This is a genomic window from Lysobacter tyrosinilyticus (genome assembly GCF_054779815.1).
This window is the reverse complement of the sequence record NZ_BAAGXN010000003.1, coordinates 259,684-273,935: the sequence shown is the minus strand read 5'-3', so window position 1 is coordinate 273,935 and position 14,252 is coordinate 259,684. Positions and strand designations below refer to the sequence as shown.

The 14,252-nt window shown below is 63.9% G+C and carries 13 protein-coding genes; 2 read left to right on the top strand and 11 right to left on the bottom strand.

Annotated elements, in window-relative coordinates; genetic code table 11:
- Positions 1 to 5 precede the first annotated feature (5 nt).
- Positions 6 to 2,366: a penicillin-binding protein 1C gene (pbpC, locus tag ACYVGK_RS08050; RefSeq protein WP_460733449.1), complete on the top strand. Its 2,361-nt coding sequence runs from the start codon at positions 6 to 8 to the stop codon at positions 2,364 to 2,366.
- 7 nt (positions 2,367 to 2,373) lie between these two features.
- Here the strand turns inward: pbpC and ACYVGK_RS08045 are convergent, their stop codons facing one another.
- On the bottom strand, positions 2,374 to 2,991 hold the full coding sequence (locus ACYVGK_RS08045; RefSeq protein WP_460732841.1) for a zinc metalloprotease: 618 nt from the start codon (positions 2,989 to 2,991) through the stop codon (positions 2,374 to 2,376).
- Between the two features lie 50 nt (positions 2,992 to 3,041).
- The gene (locus tag ACYVGK_RS08040; protein WP_460732840.1) at positions 3,042 to 3,521 is read right to left on the bottom strand and encodes a redoxin family protein; all 480 of its coding nucleotides are present in this window, start codon (positions 3,519 to 3,521) and stop codon (positions 3,042 to 3,044) included.
- A 172-nt stretch (positions 3,522 to 3,693) separates the two neighbouring features.
- On the opposite strand from ACYVGK_RS08040, the gene ACYVGK_RS08035 reads away from it, so the two are divergent.
- Positions 3,694 to 4,596: a DnaJ C-terminal domain-containing protein gene (locus ACYVGK_RS08035; protein ID WP_460732839.1), complete on the top strand. Its 903-nt coding sequence runs from the start codon at positions 3,694 to 3,696 to the stop codon at positions 4,594 to 4,596.
- 44 nt (positions 4,597 to 4,640) lie between these two features.
- Here the strand turns inward: ACYVGK_RS08035 and pilH are convergent, their stop codons facing one another.
- From pilH to ACYVGK_RS07990, 9 genes are all read right to left on the bottom strand, one after another.
- Positions 4,641 to 5,003 carry a twitching motility response regulator PilH gene (gene pilH / locus ACYVGK_RS08030; protein WP_460732838.1) on the bottom strand — a complete coding sequence of 121 codons (363 nt, stop codon included), beginning with the start codon at positions 5,001 to 5,003 and terminating at the stop codon, positions 4,641 to 4,643.
- A gap of 58 nt (positions 5,004 to 5,061) precedes the next feature.
- Positions 5,062 to 6,054, bottom strand: a complete 993-nt coding sequence (locus ACYVGK_RS08025; RefSeq protein ID WP_460732837.1) for a YhdH/YhfP family quinone oxidoreductase — start codon at positions 6,052 to 6,054, stop codon at positions 5,062 to 5,064.
- A gap of 55 nt (positions 6,055 to 6,109) precedes the next feature.
- A complete protein-coding gene (locus tag ACYVGK_RS08020; RefSeq protein WP_460732836.1) occupies positions 6,110 to 6,403 on the bottom strand; it encodes a GIY-YIG nuclease family protein in 294 nt (97 codons plus the stop codon).
- Positions 6,404 to 6,546: 143 nt separating this feature from the next.
- Positions 6,547 to 7,140: an LOG family protein gene (locus ACYVGK_RS08015; protein ID WP_460732835.1), complete on the bottom strand. Its 594-nt coding sequence runs from the start codon at positions 7,138 to 7,140 to the stop codon at positions 6,547 to 6,549.
- Positions 7,141 to 7,155: 15 nt separating this feature from the next.
- Entirely contained in the window at positions 7,156 to 8,013 is an 858-nt protein-coding gene (locus ACYVGK_RS08010; RefSeq protein WP_460732834.1) for a class I SAM-dependent methyltransferase, read from the bottom strand.
- Between the two features lie 2 nt (positions 8,014 to 8,015).
- On the bottom strand, positions 8,016 to 8,369 hold the full coding sequence (locus tag ACYVGK_RS08005) for a DUF3147 family protein (RefSeq protein ID WP_460732833.1): 354 nt from the start codon (positions 8,367 to 8,369) through the stop codon (positions 8,016 to 8,018).
- Positions 8,370 to 8,382: 13 nt separating this feature from the next.
- Positions 8,383 to 9,810 (bottom strand): dihydrolipoyl dehydrogenase, encoded by a 1,428-nt coding sequence (gene lpdA, locus ACYVGK_RS08000; protein ID WP_460732832.1) that lies wholly within the window; start codon positions 9,808 to 9,810, stop codon positions 8,383 to 8,385.
- A 237-nt stretch (positions 9,811 to 10,047) separates the two neighbouring features.
- A complete protein-coding gene (gene sucB / locus ACYVGK_RS07995; protein WP_460732831.1) occupies positions 10,048 to 11,238 on the bottom strand; it encodes a dihydrolipoyllysine-residue succinyltransferase in 1,191 nt (396 codons plus the stop codon).
- A 108-nt stretch (positions 11,239 to 11,346) separates the two neighbouring features.
- Entirely contained in the window at positions 11,347 to 14,178 is a 2,832-nt protein-coding gene (locus ACYVGK_RS07990) for a 2-oxoglutarate dehydrogenase E1 component (RefSeq protein WP_460733447.1), read from the bottom strand.
- Positions 14,179 to 14,252: the final 74 nt, after the last annotated feature.

Below are 14,252 nucleotides of genomic sequence, written 5' to 3'. Positions count from 1 at the left end.
GCAGGCTGCGGATCCATCGCCGTTTCGGCCTGCAGGTCACGTTGGTCGCGTTGCTGATCATCAACGCGGCGATGCTGCTCGATCTGGCATTTCCGCTGCCGCTTCCCAGCCGGCGTGATGCCGGCGCCGTCGTGCTCGCCCGCGACGGAACGCCGTTGCGCGGTTTCGCCGATCGCGGCGGCATCTGGCGGTATCCGGTCACCCAGGAGCAGGTCTCGCCGCTATACCTGCAGGCCTTGCTGACCTATGAGGACCGCTGGTTCTGGCATCACGGCGGCATCAATCCATTTGCGTTGTCGCGCGCCGGAGGGCAGTGGCTACGACATGGCCGCGTCGTATCAGGTGGTTCGACCCTGACCATGCAGGTGGCGCGCATCCTAGACACGCCAACGGGGCGAGGGCGCGCGCGCACGCCGTGGAGAAAGCTGCGCCAACTGCTGCGCGCGATCCAGCTCGAAGTGCACCTGAGCAAGCGCGAGATCCTGTCCATCTACCTCAACCGCGCTCCTTTCGGCGGCACGGTGGAAGGAATAGAAGCGGCGAGCTGGGCTTACCTCGGAAAACCAGCGTCGCGTTTGTCTCATGCCGAAGCCGCCCTGTTAGCGGTGCTGCCGCAATCGCCAAGCCGGCTGCGACCGGATCGTGAACCAGAGCGGGCCCGCAATGCGCGCGACAAGGTGCTGGCCCGCATGGAACGGCTGGGCGTATGGACGTCGCAAGACGTCCGCGATGCGCGCGTCGAACCCGTGGTCGCCCGCTCGCTGCAACCGCCCCAACACGCGGCGCTGCTCGCGCAGCGTCTGCGCAGCAACAATCCGAAAATATCCCGGATCGAGTCAACGATCGACATCGATCTGCAACGCACGCTCGAGGAGCGGGTCTCCGCCTATTTCTCCGACCTACCCGAGCGTACTTCCGCGGCGTTGCTGGTCGTGGATAACGCGACGCTGGAAGCGCGCGCCTACGTGGGCTCGGTCGAATTCGCCGACAAAGCACGCTTGGGTCACGTCGACATGGTGAAGGCGTGGCGTTCGCCGGGATCTACCTTGAAGCCGTTTCTTTACGGACTCGCGCTGGACGACGGGCTGATCCATTCGGAAAGCCTGCTTGTCGATGCGCCGCAGGCCTTCGGCGACTACCGGCCCGGCAATTTCGACATGGCCTTCAACGGACCGGTGGGGGCTGCTGAAGCCTTGCGACTGTCGCTCAACGTTCCGGCCGTCGATTTGCTCGACCGCGTCGGACCGTCGCGTTTTGCCGCACGGTTGGCCAACGCGGGCATCGATCTGCACTGGCCTGATGGCGCCAAACCGAATCTCGCGATGATCCTCGGCGGGACCGGTGCACGGCTTGAAGACTTGGTCGGTGCCTATGCGGCGCTGAACCGGGATGGCGTCGCCGGACGCGTGCGGTACCAGCCCAGCGATCCGCATGTGGATCGACGTCTGTTGTCGCCGGGTTCGGCGTGGATCATCCGCGACACTCTCGAAGCCAATCCGCGTCCAGGCAGCGTGATCGACACCTTCGAACAGGGCGGACGCCCGCGGGTAGCGTGGAAAACCGGCACCAGCTACGGCTATCGCGATGCCTGGGCACTCGGCAGCACGCACCGGTATACGGTCGGCGTATGGATTGGACGACCAGACGGAACGCCACTGCCCGGTCAATACGGCGCGGTCACCGCATTGCCATTGCTGTTCGAGGTCGTCGACAGCCTGCCGGCGCAGCGTGGCGATGGTGCGTCGCGGCCGCCACCGGCCAATGTCGCGCAGATCGACGTCTGCTGGCCCCTGGGACTACCACCCGACCCGCAGGCACCGCAGCTGTGCCGCAGGAAGTTGAAGGCCTGGACGCTGGACAACGTGGTGCCACCGACGTTCGCAGAGCGCGATGCGAGGTTGTGGAATGCCGGACGCGAACGATTCGAAATTGACGCGCGTACCGGCCGGCGCCTCTCGGCCGAGTGCACGCTGCCGCATGAGCGTCGATCCGGCGAAATCGCGCGTTGGCCTGCACTTGCCTCGTCGTGGCTATCGCTCGATGCGCGCATGGCTGCACGGCTTCCGGCGCTCGCACCGGATTGCGCGCCGGATGGCCGGGATGCGACGGAAGAGTTGCGTATCGAAGGCATCAGCGATCGCGCGACACTCGCCCGGGCTTCCAACAGCACCACGCCACTGCGTCTGTCGTTGCGTGCACTGGGCACCGAAACGCGAATCCGCTGGTTGCTGGATGGCCGCTACATCGGCGAATCACAGGGTGCAGCCAATTTCCTGCACGAATTCGGTGACCCCGGTTCGCACACGTTAACCGCGCTCGCGGACAGCGGGGCGTGGTCGCGTATCGAGTTCAGAGTCCTGCGCTAGCGGTTGCCTAGCGATTCCGACGATTGCGATCGAACTCCACTACCTTGCGATCACGAGTTGGCGAGGGTTGGGGCCTTGGTTGACTCCGAATAGGCGTGCTTGGCGATTTATTCCGCCAACGCTTCCAGATCAGCGGCAATACGCGCCACGCCGTAGCGCCGTCCAGTGGTGGTACCGGCCACAGGTTGAAGAGAAGGATCATCAGATTGACAACTACCCACACCATCAACGCCGTATCCAGTGTGGATGGCAGTGGCATGCTTGCCAATGAGGCGATTCCCGCGATGGCGATGCCGCCCACAATCAAGAGCGCCTGCGCTGCAACGCCACCCCAGGCAAGGGCGATGCGCTGAGACTCCAGGAAGGGTCGTTCGCACAGACAGATCCCATGCAACGGATAGATACGAAGTGCAAAAACGGCGAAGCCGTGACGTCGGGCGACCGAGGCATGCCCGATTTCGTGGACGAGGATGATCGCGAAATAGGCCAGGAAGGCCGCTATCGCATCCGCGATCTGCCGATTGGACAGCCACGCCAGCGGCAATGCCAACGCGACACTCCAGTGGACGATCACTGGAGCGCCATAGACGCGGAACAACCGAATTTCCGTGGGCAGCTTCGCCATTCTCGGAACTTGCATCACCGGAAGCGCATCCCCTGCGGCGGTGCTGAGGCTTACGCCAGTTGTTCCAGCATGTATTCGGCCGAGGACACCTTGAACTCGCCCGGCGCCTCCACGAACAGCTTCTTCACGACGCCATTTTCTGCATACAGCGCAAAGCGGCGCGAGCGCGTGCCCATGCCATAGCCGCTGGCGTCGAGTTCCAGGCCCAGCGCCTTGGTGAAGTCGGCATTGCCATCGGCGAGCATCTGCAATCCTTCCGGCACGTGCTGGCTTTGGCCCCAGGCCTGCATCACGAATGGATCGTTGACCGACATGCACAACACATCGATGCCGCGAGCGTGGAACTGATCGAAGTGCTCGACGAAGCCGGGCAGATGGCGTTCGGAGCAGGTCGGCGTGAACGCGCCGGGCACAGCGAATAGGACGACCTTCTTTCCGTCGAACAGCGTAGGTGTATCGACGGTCTTCACGCCATTGTCGAGGCGTTGCAGCGGAACTTCGGGAATGCGATCGCCTACCTGGATGCTCATGTCGTCCTCATTGGAATTGGTCTGGGTGAAGTTTAGACGTTCGTGGGCGCAGGTCGCGTCAACGCGCCTGAAACGGCGCATTCCACGTCTTCGTGGTTCCATTGTCGACATCGGCTTGCGGTAACCTGACGGCCTGCGACACTACCGCGGCACGGCTGCTTCCGGACCGAACATGCAATTCAAGGATTACTACGAAACCCTGGGTGTGGAGCCCGGTGCCGGCGAAGCCGAGATCAAGAGCGCCTACCGACGGCTGGCGCGCAAATACCACCCTGACGTAAGCAAGGAAGCGGGCGCGGAAGACAAGTTCAAGGCGGTGAACGAAGCCTACGAAGCATTGCGCGATCCGCAGAAGCGGGCCGCCTACGACCAGCTGCGCGCACGCGGCTATCGGCCCGGGGACGAGGTGCAGCCGCCGCCCGGTGGCTTCGGTGGGGGCTTCGGCGGCATGGATTTCGAAGAGATCTTTGCAGGCGGCGGCGCCGGCGGTGGCTTCAGCGATTTCTTCGAGAATCTGTTCGGCCGCGGACGCAGCGGTGGTTACGAAGGCGCCGCGCCGCAAGGCCGACGCGATACGCGTGCCAAGCTGGCCGTGTCGCTCGAGTCCGTTTACGAAGGGGCGCCGGCGCGCATCAGTATTGGCAATCGCACGCTGGACGTGCGCGTTCCCAAGGGCATCAAGCCGGGCCAGGTGATCCGCCTGGCCGGGCAGGGTAGCCCGGGTCGCGACGGTTCGCGCGGCGATATGCTGCTCGAGATCGAGTACGCCGCCCACCCGCAATTCGAAGTGGATGGTCGCAACATCATCCATGTCCTGCCGGTGGCGCCATGGGAAGCGGCACTGGGCGCAACGGTGAGCGTGCCGACATTGGGCGGCCCGGTAGAACTGAAGATTCCGGCGCGCTCGGAAAGCGGGCGCAAGTTGCGTCTGCGCGGCCGTGGTCTCCCGGGGACGCCGCCGGGCGACCAGATCGTCGAGCTGGAGATCCTTGCGCCGAAACCCGGCACTCCGGAACAGCAGGCGGCCTACGAGGCGATGCGCGATGCGTTCGGAGACGAGTGGCGGCGGGCATAGCCGCCCTCAGATACGAAAAAGGCGGGCCAAGCCCGCCTTTTTCTTTACTTGATCACCTGGGTGATCAGTTCGGCCAGATCGCTTTCGCTGAAAGGCTTGGTGATATAGGCCTTGGCACCCTGGCGCATGCCCCAGACGCGATCGGTGTCCTGGTCCTTGGTGGTGACCAGAATGACGGGGATGTGCTGCGTGGCCGGGTCCTTGCTGATCGAGCGGGTGGCCTGGAAACCGTTGAGGTTCGGCATCACCACGTCCATCAGCACGAGGTCGGGAAGTTCGCGCTTGCAGACCTCCACACCCTGCGCGCCGTCTTCGGCGGTGAGGGCCTCGTGGCCGAGCTTTTCGACGATGCGCCGGATGCCAGTCAGCTGCGAGGGCGAGTCGTCGACAATCAGAATACGGGCCATCTGTACTTCCCCATGAACGTCGGCCGATTGTAGCGGGGCCGGGTGACGCCGCAAGCTGCTAGAGGGTCACTAGCGTACGGCCAAATGAGCCACCTGCGAGCATGGTCGCAAAAACACCGGGCAGCTGGGTCAGGGTGATTTCGCGGGTGCAGATACGCTCGAGGTGACGCGGTTTCCAGTCGCTGGCGAGGTGTTGCCAGACTGCTTCGCGGATGTCGCGGGCGGTCCCCGCCGAGGCCACGCCGACTAGCGACACACCGCGGATGATGAACGGCATCACCGTCGTGGGTAGGTCGGCGGTGGCGGCAAGGCCTGCGCTGGCGACGTTGCCGTAGGGATGTGTCTGGGCGAGCAGGCTCGCCAGCATGTTGCCGCCGACATTGTCCAGACCGCCGCCGAAGCGTGCGGACTCCATCGGACGGGTGGTGGCCAATGCGTCGCGCCCCAGAACTTCGCTGGCGCCGATCGACTTGAGGTACTCGGCGTGCTCGGCCTTGCCGCTGATCGCATGCACTTCGAAGCCGGCGCGGCTGAAGATGTCCACCGCCAGCGAGCCCACGCCGCCTGTGGCGCCGGAAACCGCCAACGGTCCCAGTTCCGGCGTTTGCCGATTGTCCTTCATGCGATACAGCGCCAGTGCGGCGGTGAAGCCAGCCGTGCCGAGGATCATGCTTTCGCGCAGGCTCAGGCCCTTCGGCAGCGGGATGACCCATTGCGATTCCAGTCGCGCGTATTCGCCGTAGCCGCCATCGCGCGTTTCGCTCAGGCCACAGCCGGTGACCAGCACCGCGTCGCCTTCCTTAAATTTGGGATCGGTCGAAGCGACCACATGGCCTGCGACATCGATGCCACCCACCAGCGGGAACTTGCGCAAGATCTTGCCCTGACCGGTGCCGGCGAGAGCGTCCTTGTAGTTGACCGAGGAGTGCGCGGTCTTGATCACGACTTCGCCGGGGGCGAGCGCATCGAGCGAGATCTGCTCCTGGCCGCTGCGGTAACCGTTGGTGTCGTTGTGGATGCGGAAGGCGGTGAAGGTGGTTGGGATGGTCATCGCGGGCTCGTCATCCCAGCGAAAGCTGGGATCCATTTGATGTTGCTTAGTTCATTCAAATGATATCCGGATACAGGTCGCGCCATTCCGGATTGGACTTCTCGATCAGTTCGATCTTCCAAAGCCTCTTCCAGGCCTTGATGGCTTTTTCTCGTGCAATGGCTGAGTCCATGGTGGCGTGCATCTCGTACCAGACCAGGAGATTAGTCCCGTACTTGCTGGTAAAGCTGTCGACAAGATGATTCTGGTGCTGCCAAATCCGCTTGATCAGATCCGACGTCACGCCCACATACAGCGTGCCACGAGGCGAGCTGGCGAGCAGATAAACGCAGGGTTGTAGTTCTCGCATCCTTGCGATCCATTGTCCTATGGAACACCAATTCGTCATCCCAGTGAAAGCTGGGATCCATTTGTCGGCCCTTAGCTCCGAGCCGGGACGATGAAGCGAAATGGATTCCAGCTTTCGCTGGAATGACGAAAAGTGGTGGCCGGTTAACGCAAGGCATTCCGGCGCTTTTCGTCCATCCACTTCGACGACTGCGCGGGCTGGTAGGCGCGCATCCAGTCGATCATCGAATCGATGTCCTCGCCATGCCACAGGTCGCGGCGTTGATCGGCGTGCAGGAAGCGCTCTTCCACCATGCGGTTCATCATCGTCATCAGCGGTACGTAGAAGCCGTCGACATCAAGGAACGCGCACGGCTTGTCACCGATCCCCAGCTGTCGCCAGGTCAGCATCTCGAACATCTCATCCAACGTGCCGAAGCCGCCGGGAAGCGCGACGAAACCGTCCGCCAGATCGAACATGCGCGCCTTGCGTTCGTGCATGTTCGCGACCACTTCCAGGCGGGTCAGACCTTTGTGCGCGACTTCCCAGTTGACCAGTTGTTCGGGGATGACGCCGATGACCTCGCCACCGGCTTCGAGAACGGCATCGGCAACGATGCCCATCAGGCCGACATTGCCGCCGCCATAAACCAGTTGCAGGCCTTCCTTCGCGAGTCGAGTGCCCAGCGCGATCGCGCGTTCGGCATAGGCGGGTTTGCTGCCGGCATTCGAGCCGCAGTAGACACAGACGGAATGCATGTCACTCACTGACAATCAGGTGGATTCGAGCAGCATGATGCCGGAAAAACGCTTCATCGCTTCGCGACGCTTCTTCGGCTGCAGCCGTTGCAGGATGCTCCAGAGCCATGCGTGGGGCATGGTTCGCTTCAAACGCAGTGATTCGTCCCAGTGCGGGCGGAATTCGAGCTCGCGCCAGCCAAATGGAGCAAAGAAACTGGTGCTGTCCGCGGGGCCGAACCGGAACGGTGCATTGCCTTGCTTGAGCATGGGCTGCCACTGTTTTTCCAGATACTTCAGCAGCATCGGCGAAGCTAGATCGGACAACCACCACCTGGCCTTCGCGATGTCATGCAGGTCGCGCGCGAGTTCGACGACGTTGTCCTGTTCCAGATAGATCAGCAGGCCTTCGGTTATCACCAGCACCGGGCCGTGCTGCGCGGCGCGAGTGAACACTTCGCGACGGGCATCAGCCTCGCGCAGGTCGGCGGCGATGAATTCCAGCTGGCAACGCGGTGTTTCGCCGGCCATGTGCGAGCGGAAGTAATCGACCATGTCAGGCAGGTCGACATGCAGCCAGCGCAGCGAAGCGGGCAGGGCAAGACGATAGGGGCGCGCATCCAATCCCGCTGCCAGGTTGAGTACGGTCGCCGCGCCTTCCTGCACGCATCGCATGATGATCTCGTCCATCACGGCGGTGCGTACCACCATTGGCCAACCCATGGACTGGCCGCGCGGCATCTTGTCGACGATCGCCTGGCCGCGTTCGCCGCCCAGGCGACGCGCATAAGGATCGTGGAAGATCGCGTCCGCACGTTCGCTTTCCTGCGCGCGATAGATCGCGACCCACAACGCGGTATCGGAAACGTTGCGGATGGGGTTTGCTTCGGACATCGTCAGCCTCCTGCGGACGTTCGGGTCAACAACCATTGCGTCAGGGTGACGCCAGCGAAGCCAGCGAGTGCCGCTACGCCGAACGACAGGAAGATATTCCAGCCCTGTCGCAGAGTGAAGGCGAGCACGACGAAGAATGGCATGCCGCCGAGCACGAACCAGAAGATGCCCATGGACAGGTCGGCGACTTGCCTGGCATCGCGCGTGTCGGCATAGAGCCAGCCGAGCACCAGTAGCGAGGTCAATGGCAGCGAGGCGACGAGCGCGCCCACCCAACCATGCCGCTTCGCCAAAAAAGAAGCCGCCAGCACCAGTGCGATGGTGATGGCGGCCTTGAGCAGGAACTGTACGTTCACTGCCGTGTACGACTTAGTTGGCTTTGTGGATCGAACGCTTATGCACGGCCATGGCGGCGTCATGCACGGCTTCCGACAGCGACGGATGCGCGTGGCAGATGCGGGCGAGGTCGTCGGCCGAGCCGCTGAATTCCATCGTCAGCACGCCTTCGTGCACGAGTTCGGAGACGTTGGCGCCGACCAGATGCATGCCCAGCACGCGATCGGTTTCGGCGTGCGCCAACACCTTCACGAAACCCGCCGGTTCGGCCATCGCCACGGCACGGCCGACGGCCGCGAACGGGAAGCTGCCAGCCTTGTACGGGATGCCTTCGGCCTTGAGCTGTTCTTCGGTCTTGCCGACCCAGGCGATTTCCGGTTCGGTGTAGATCACCCACGGAATCGTGTCCATGTTGACGTGACCCGGCAGGCCGGCAATCAATTCGGCCACGGCGATGCCTTCCTCGAAGCCCTTGTGCGCCAGCATCGGGCCGCGCACGCAGTCGCCCACGGCCCACACGCCATCGACGCCGGTGTGGCAGTGCTCGTCGACTTCGATCATGCCGCGGCCGTTGAGCTTCACGCCGGTGCCTTCGGCCAGCAGGCCGTTGGTCGCGGCCTTGCGGCCCACCGCAACGAGCAGCTTGTCGACGACGATGCTCTGTTCGCCCTTGTCGTCGGTGTAGGTGACGTGGACGCCATCTTTCTTCACTTCGGTCTTGCTGACCTTGGCGCCAAGGCGGATGTCGAGACCCTGCTTCTTGAACTCGCGCGCGGAGACCTTGGCCACTTCGGCGTCGGCGGCGGCGAGGAAGTTCGGCAGCGCTTCGAGGACGACGACTTCGGAACCCAGGCGGTTCCACACGCTGCCCAGTTCGAGACCGATCACGCCGGCGCCGATCACGCCGAGGCGCTTGGGCACCTTGTCGAAATCCAGCGCGCCGACGTTGTCGACGATGTGCTCGCCGAACTTGGCGAACGGCAGTTCGATCGAATCCGAACCGGCGGCGATGATGACGTTGGTGGCCTTCAGTTCGACTTCCGAACCGTCGTGCTGCTTCACCTTGACGACGTTGCCCGGCTGCAGCTGACCGAAGCCGTAGAACGGCGTGACCTTGTTGGCCTTGAACAGCATGCCGATGCCACCGGTGAACTGCTTAACGATGGCGTCCTTGCGGGCGACCATCTTCTTCACGTCGATTGCCGGCTTCTCGAAGCTGATGCCGTGCTGGTCGAAGATGTGGCCCATGTTCCAGAACTGGCGCGAGCTGTCGAGCAGCGCCTTCGACGGAATGCAGCCCACGCGCAGGCAGGTGCCGCCGAGGGCGGGCTTGCCGTCCTTGCCGAGCGCGGCGTCGATGCACGCGGTCTTCAGGCCCAGCTGGGCGGCGCGGATGGCGGCGTGATAGCCCGCGGGGCCGGCGCCGATGACGACTACGTCGAAGTTCTGCTGTTCGCTCATTGTTCTTTCCTGCTTTTCCTTCTCCCTCGGGGGAGAAGGTGCCCGAAGGGCGGATGAGGGTGCGCCGCGGTGGCGTGTCCTAGTCAGTAGTGACGAACGAGCCGCAGCGAGCGGGAAAGGCAGGCCATCGGCTGTTCGGCATTTCCACTCGCTGCGGCTCGTTTCAAATACTCGTCGCGGAAGGGTTGCCGGGGCGCCCCCAACCCCTCTCCCGGTGGGAGAGGGGCTTTAACGCAATTACATGCCCAGCAGCATGCGATGCGGGTTCTCGAGCTGGTTCTTGATGTCGACCAGGAACAGCACCGCTTCCTTGCCGTCGATGATGCGGTGGTCGTAGGACAGCGCGATGTACATCATCGGTGCGGCGATGACCTGGCCGTTCTCGACGATCGCGCGTTCCTTGATGGCGTGCATGCCCAGGATCGCGGACTGCGGCGGATTGACGATCGGCGTCGACATCAGCGAGCCGAAGGTGCCGCCATTGGTGATCGTGAAGGTGCCGCCCTGGAGGTCTTCCAGACCGAGCTTGCCGTCGCGCGCCTTCTTGGCGTATTCGGCGATGCCCTTTTCGACGTCGGCGAAGTTCATGCGCTCGACGTTGCGCAGCACCGGCGTGACCAGGCCCTTGTCGGTCGACACGGCGACCGAGATGTCGGCGTAGCCGTGGTAGATCACGTCGTTGCCGTCGACCGAGGCGTTGATTACCGGGTACTTCTGCAGCGCGTTGGCGGCGGCCTTGGCGAAGAAGCTCATGAAGCCCAGCTTGATGCCGTTGGCCTTCTCGAACTGTTCGCCCAGCTCCTTGCGCATCGCCATGACCTTGCCCAGGTTCACTTCGTTGAACGAGGTGAGCATGGCGATCGAGTTCTTCGACTGCATCAGGCGTTCGGCGATGCGGGCGCGCATGCGGGTCATCGGCACGCGCTCTTCCGGACGCGCGCTGGCGGCGACGCCAGGAGTCTTGCCCGAAGCGTAGTTGACGATGTCTTCCTTGGTGACCATGCCACGGCGGCCGGTGCCTTCGACCTGCGCGACGTCGACGCCGGTGGTGGCGGCGGTGAAGCGCGCACCCGGCGGCAGTTCGCCAGCGGCGCTCGGCGCCGGAGCGGCGGCCTTGGCCGGAGCGGCGGGGGCCGCAGCCGGAGCCGGAGCGGCGGCCGGAGCAGCAGCGGCCGGAGCCGCGGCAACTGCACCGGCTTCAACGATGCCGATGATCTGCTGGCTGTTGACGGTCGCGCCTTCGGCGAACTTGATTTCCTTGAGCACGCCGTCGACCGGCGAGGGCACTTCCAGCACGACCTTGTCGGTTTCCAGGTCGACCAGGTTCTCGTCGCGCTTGACCGCGTCGCCGACCTTCTTGTGCCAGGTGGCGATGGTCGCGTCGGAGACGGATTCCGGCAGGACCGGGACTTTGATTTCGGTGCTCATTGGGACGTCCTTAAGATGAAATTCGTTTCGGGCGTAGCGGTGGAGTCTGTTGGTCGATCGTTGAAGCGAACAGCAGGTCCCGCGCTACGCTCGGGATGAGGCAAGCGGTTATTCGGCGGAAGCTTCGCCACGCAGCGGATTCACCAGCGCATCGGCCACCAGCGTCGTCTGTTCGATGACGTGGTCGGAGAAGTGGCCGGCGGCCGGCGACGGCGAGCGCGCGCGACCGGTGTAGTGCAACGACTGCTTCGGCTGCAGGCAGGCGCGCAGATGGTGGGCGATCTGGTACCACGCGCCCTGGTTCTGCGGTTCTTCCTGGCACCAAACCACGTCGGTGGCGGCGCTGTAGCGCTTGAGTTCGGCGGCAAGCTCCGTGCGCGGGAACGGATACAGCTGTTCCACGCGAACGATCGCGACGTCCTTCAGGCCCTGCTTCTGCGCTTCTTCCAGCAGGTCGTAGTAGACCTTGCCGCCGCAGACGACCACGCGCTTGACCTTCTTGGCATCGGCGGTGGCATCCGGGATCAGCGTCTGGAAGCTGCCCTTCGACAGTTCGTCCAGCGACGACACCGCGAGCTTGTGGCGCAGCAGCGACTTCGGCGTCATCACCACCAGCGGCTTGCGCGTGGTCATGCGCATCTGGCGACGGATCATGTGATAGGTCTGCGCCGGGGTGGTCGGCGTGCAGACGATCATGTTCTCCAGTGCACACAGCTGCAGGAAGCGCTCCAGGCGCGCGGAGCTATGCTCCGGGCCCTGGCCTTCGTAGCCGTGAGGCAGGAACAGCGCCAGACCGCACAGACGGCCCCACTTGGCTTCGCCCGAGGACAGGAACTGGTCGATAACCACCTGCGCGCCGTTGGCGAAGTCGCCGAACTGCGCTTCCCAGATGTCGAGCGTCATGGGATCGGCGGTGGCGTAGCCGTATTCGAACGCCATCACGGCTTCTTCGCTGAGCAGCGAGTCGATGATGGTGACGTCGGCCGGGTTCTTCACCAGACGGCGCAGCGGCAGCACGTATTCGTCCGTGGTCTGCTCGTGCAGGATCGCGTGGCGATGGAAGAACGTGCCGCGGCCGCAGTCCTGACCCACCAGACGCAGCTTGTAGCCTTCCTCGAGCAGGGTGGCGTAGGCGAGGTTTTCGGCGAAGCCCCAGTCGCCCGGCTGTTCGCCGGCCGACATCTTGCGGCGATCTTCGTAGATCTTGGCGACGCGCGGGTGCAGCTTCAGCGTATCCGGGACTTCGTTGATCGTGTCGGCGAGTTTCTTCAGCCTCTTGCCGTCGAACCTGGTGTCGACCTTGTCGCTGAGCTTGCCCTTGAGATACGGCGACCAGTCGATCGCGTACTCATCCGGCTTCACCGTGACGAGTTCGGTGGTGACCACGCCGTCGTCGAGCTTCTGGCGGTAGCTGTCGAACAGGGCCTGCGCGTCGGTGTCCTTGATCACGCCTTCGGCCAGCAGCTGCGCAGCGTACAGCTCGCGCGGCGTCTTGTGCTTGCGGATGACCTGGTACATCAGCGGCTGCGTCGCCGCCGGCTCGTCGGCTTCGTTGTGACCGTGGCGGCGATAGCAGACGAGGTCGATGACCACGTCCTTGCCGAAGCGGTTGCGGAAGTCGAGCGCCAGCTCGGCGCAGAACACCACGGCTTCCGGATCGTCACCATTAACGTGCAGCACCGGTGCGCCGACCATCTTGGCGACGTCGGTGCAGTACAGCGTCGAACGCGCGTCCTGACGCTCGCTCGTGGTGAAGCCGACCTGGTTGTTGATCACGATATGGATCGTGCCGCCGACGCGGAAACCGCGTGCCTGCGACATCTGGAACAGCTCCATCACCACGCCCTGGCCGGCGAACGCGGCGTCGCCGTGGATCAGGACCGGAATGACCTGCTGTGTGCCGTTGTCGCCGCGACGGCCTTGGCGCGAACGCACGGAGCCGACGACCACCGGGTCGACGATTTCCAGGTGCGAAGGATTGAAGGCGAGGGCGAGGTGGACCGGACCGCCAGGCGTGGCGACGTCAGCACTGAAGCCCATGTGGTACTTCACGTCGCCCTGGTGAGCGAGGTCGTTGTGGACGTGCTCGAACTTGCCTTCGAACTCGTCGAACAGCTGGCGCGGCGGCTTGCCGAGCGTGTTCACCAGCAAATTGAGGCGGCCGCGGTGGGCCATGCCGATGATCACGTCCTTGCCGCCCTGTTCGCCGGCGCGACGAATAGTGGTGTCCATCAGCGGGACCAGTGCGTCGCCGCCTTCCAGCGAAAAGCGCTTCTGGCCGACGTACTTGGTGCCGAGGTAACGCTCCAAGCCATCTGCGGCGGTGAGGCGCTCGAGGATGCGCTTCTTGTCGTCGGCGCTACGGCCGTACTTGCCGCCCGCGGTTTCCATGCGTTCCTGCATCCAGCGACGCTGTTCGACGTCGGTGATGTGCATGTACTCAGCGCCAATCGGGCCGGTGTAGGTAGCCTTGAGCAGGGCGACGAGGTCGCCGAGCTTCATGCGGTCCTTGCCGCCGACGCCGCCGGTGCTGAATTCAGCCGACAGGTCGCTTTCGGACAGGCGATGGAAGCCGATCGCCAGGTCCGGAGCCTCGGTCTTGGCCATCATGCCGAGCGGATCGAGGTTGGCGGCGAGGTGGCCGCGCGAACGGTAGGCGGTGATCAGCTTGCCGACGGCGCGCTCGCGCTCGTCGCCGCCACCCGTGGCCGTCGCCAGCTTGCCGGCCGCGGCGAGCTTGCCGGCGACTGCGATCTGATCGATGACTACTGAGTGGGGGATATCACCGGCTTCGCGGCCCTTGAGGCCGTCGAAATAGCTCTTCCATTTGGCCCCGACGCTGTCGGGGTCGACCAGGTACTGCTCGTACAGGTCTTCGATATAGGCGGCGTTGGCGCCGAGCTGCGAGGACTGGGCAAACTGCTTGAGAAGACTGTCCACGATGATGTCGGGAAGATCCAAGTTGTAGGGCAAGCGGTTGATCCGGCGGGCTTTTTGGGGGATCGCCGGTGCGT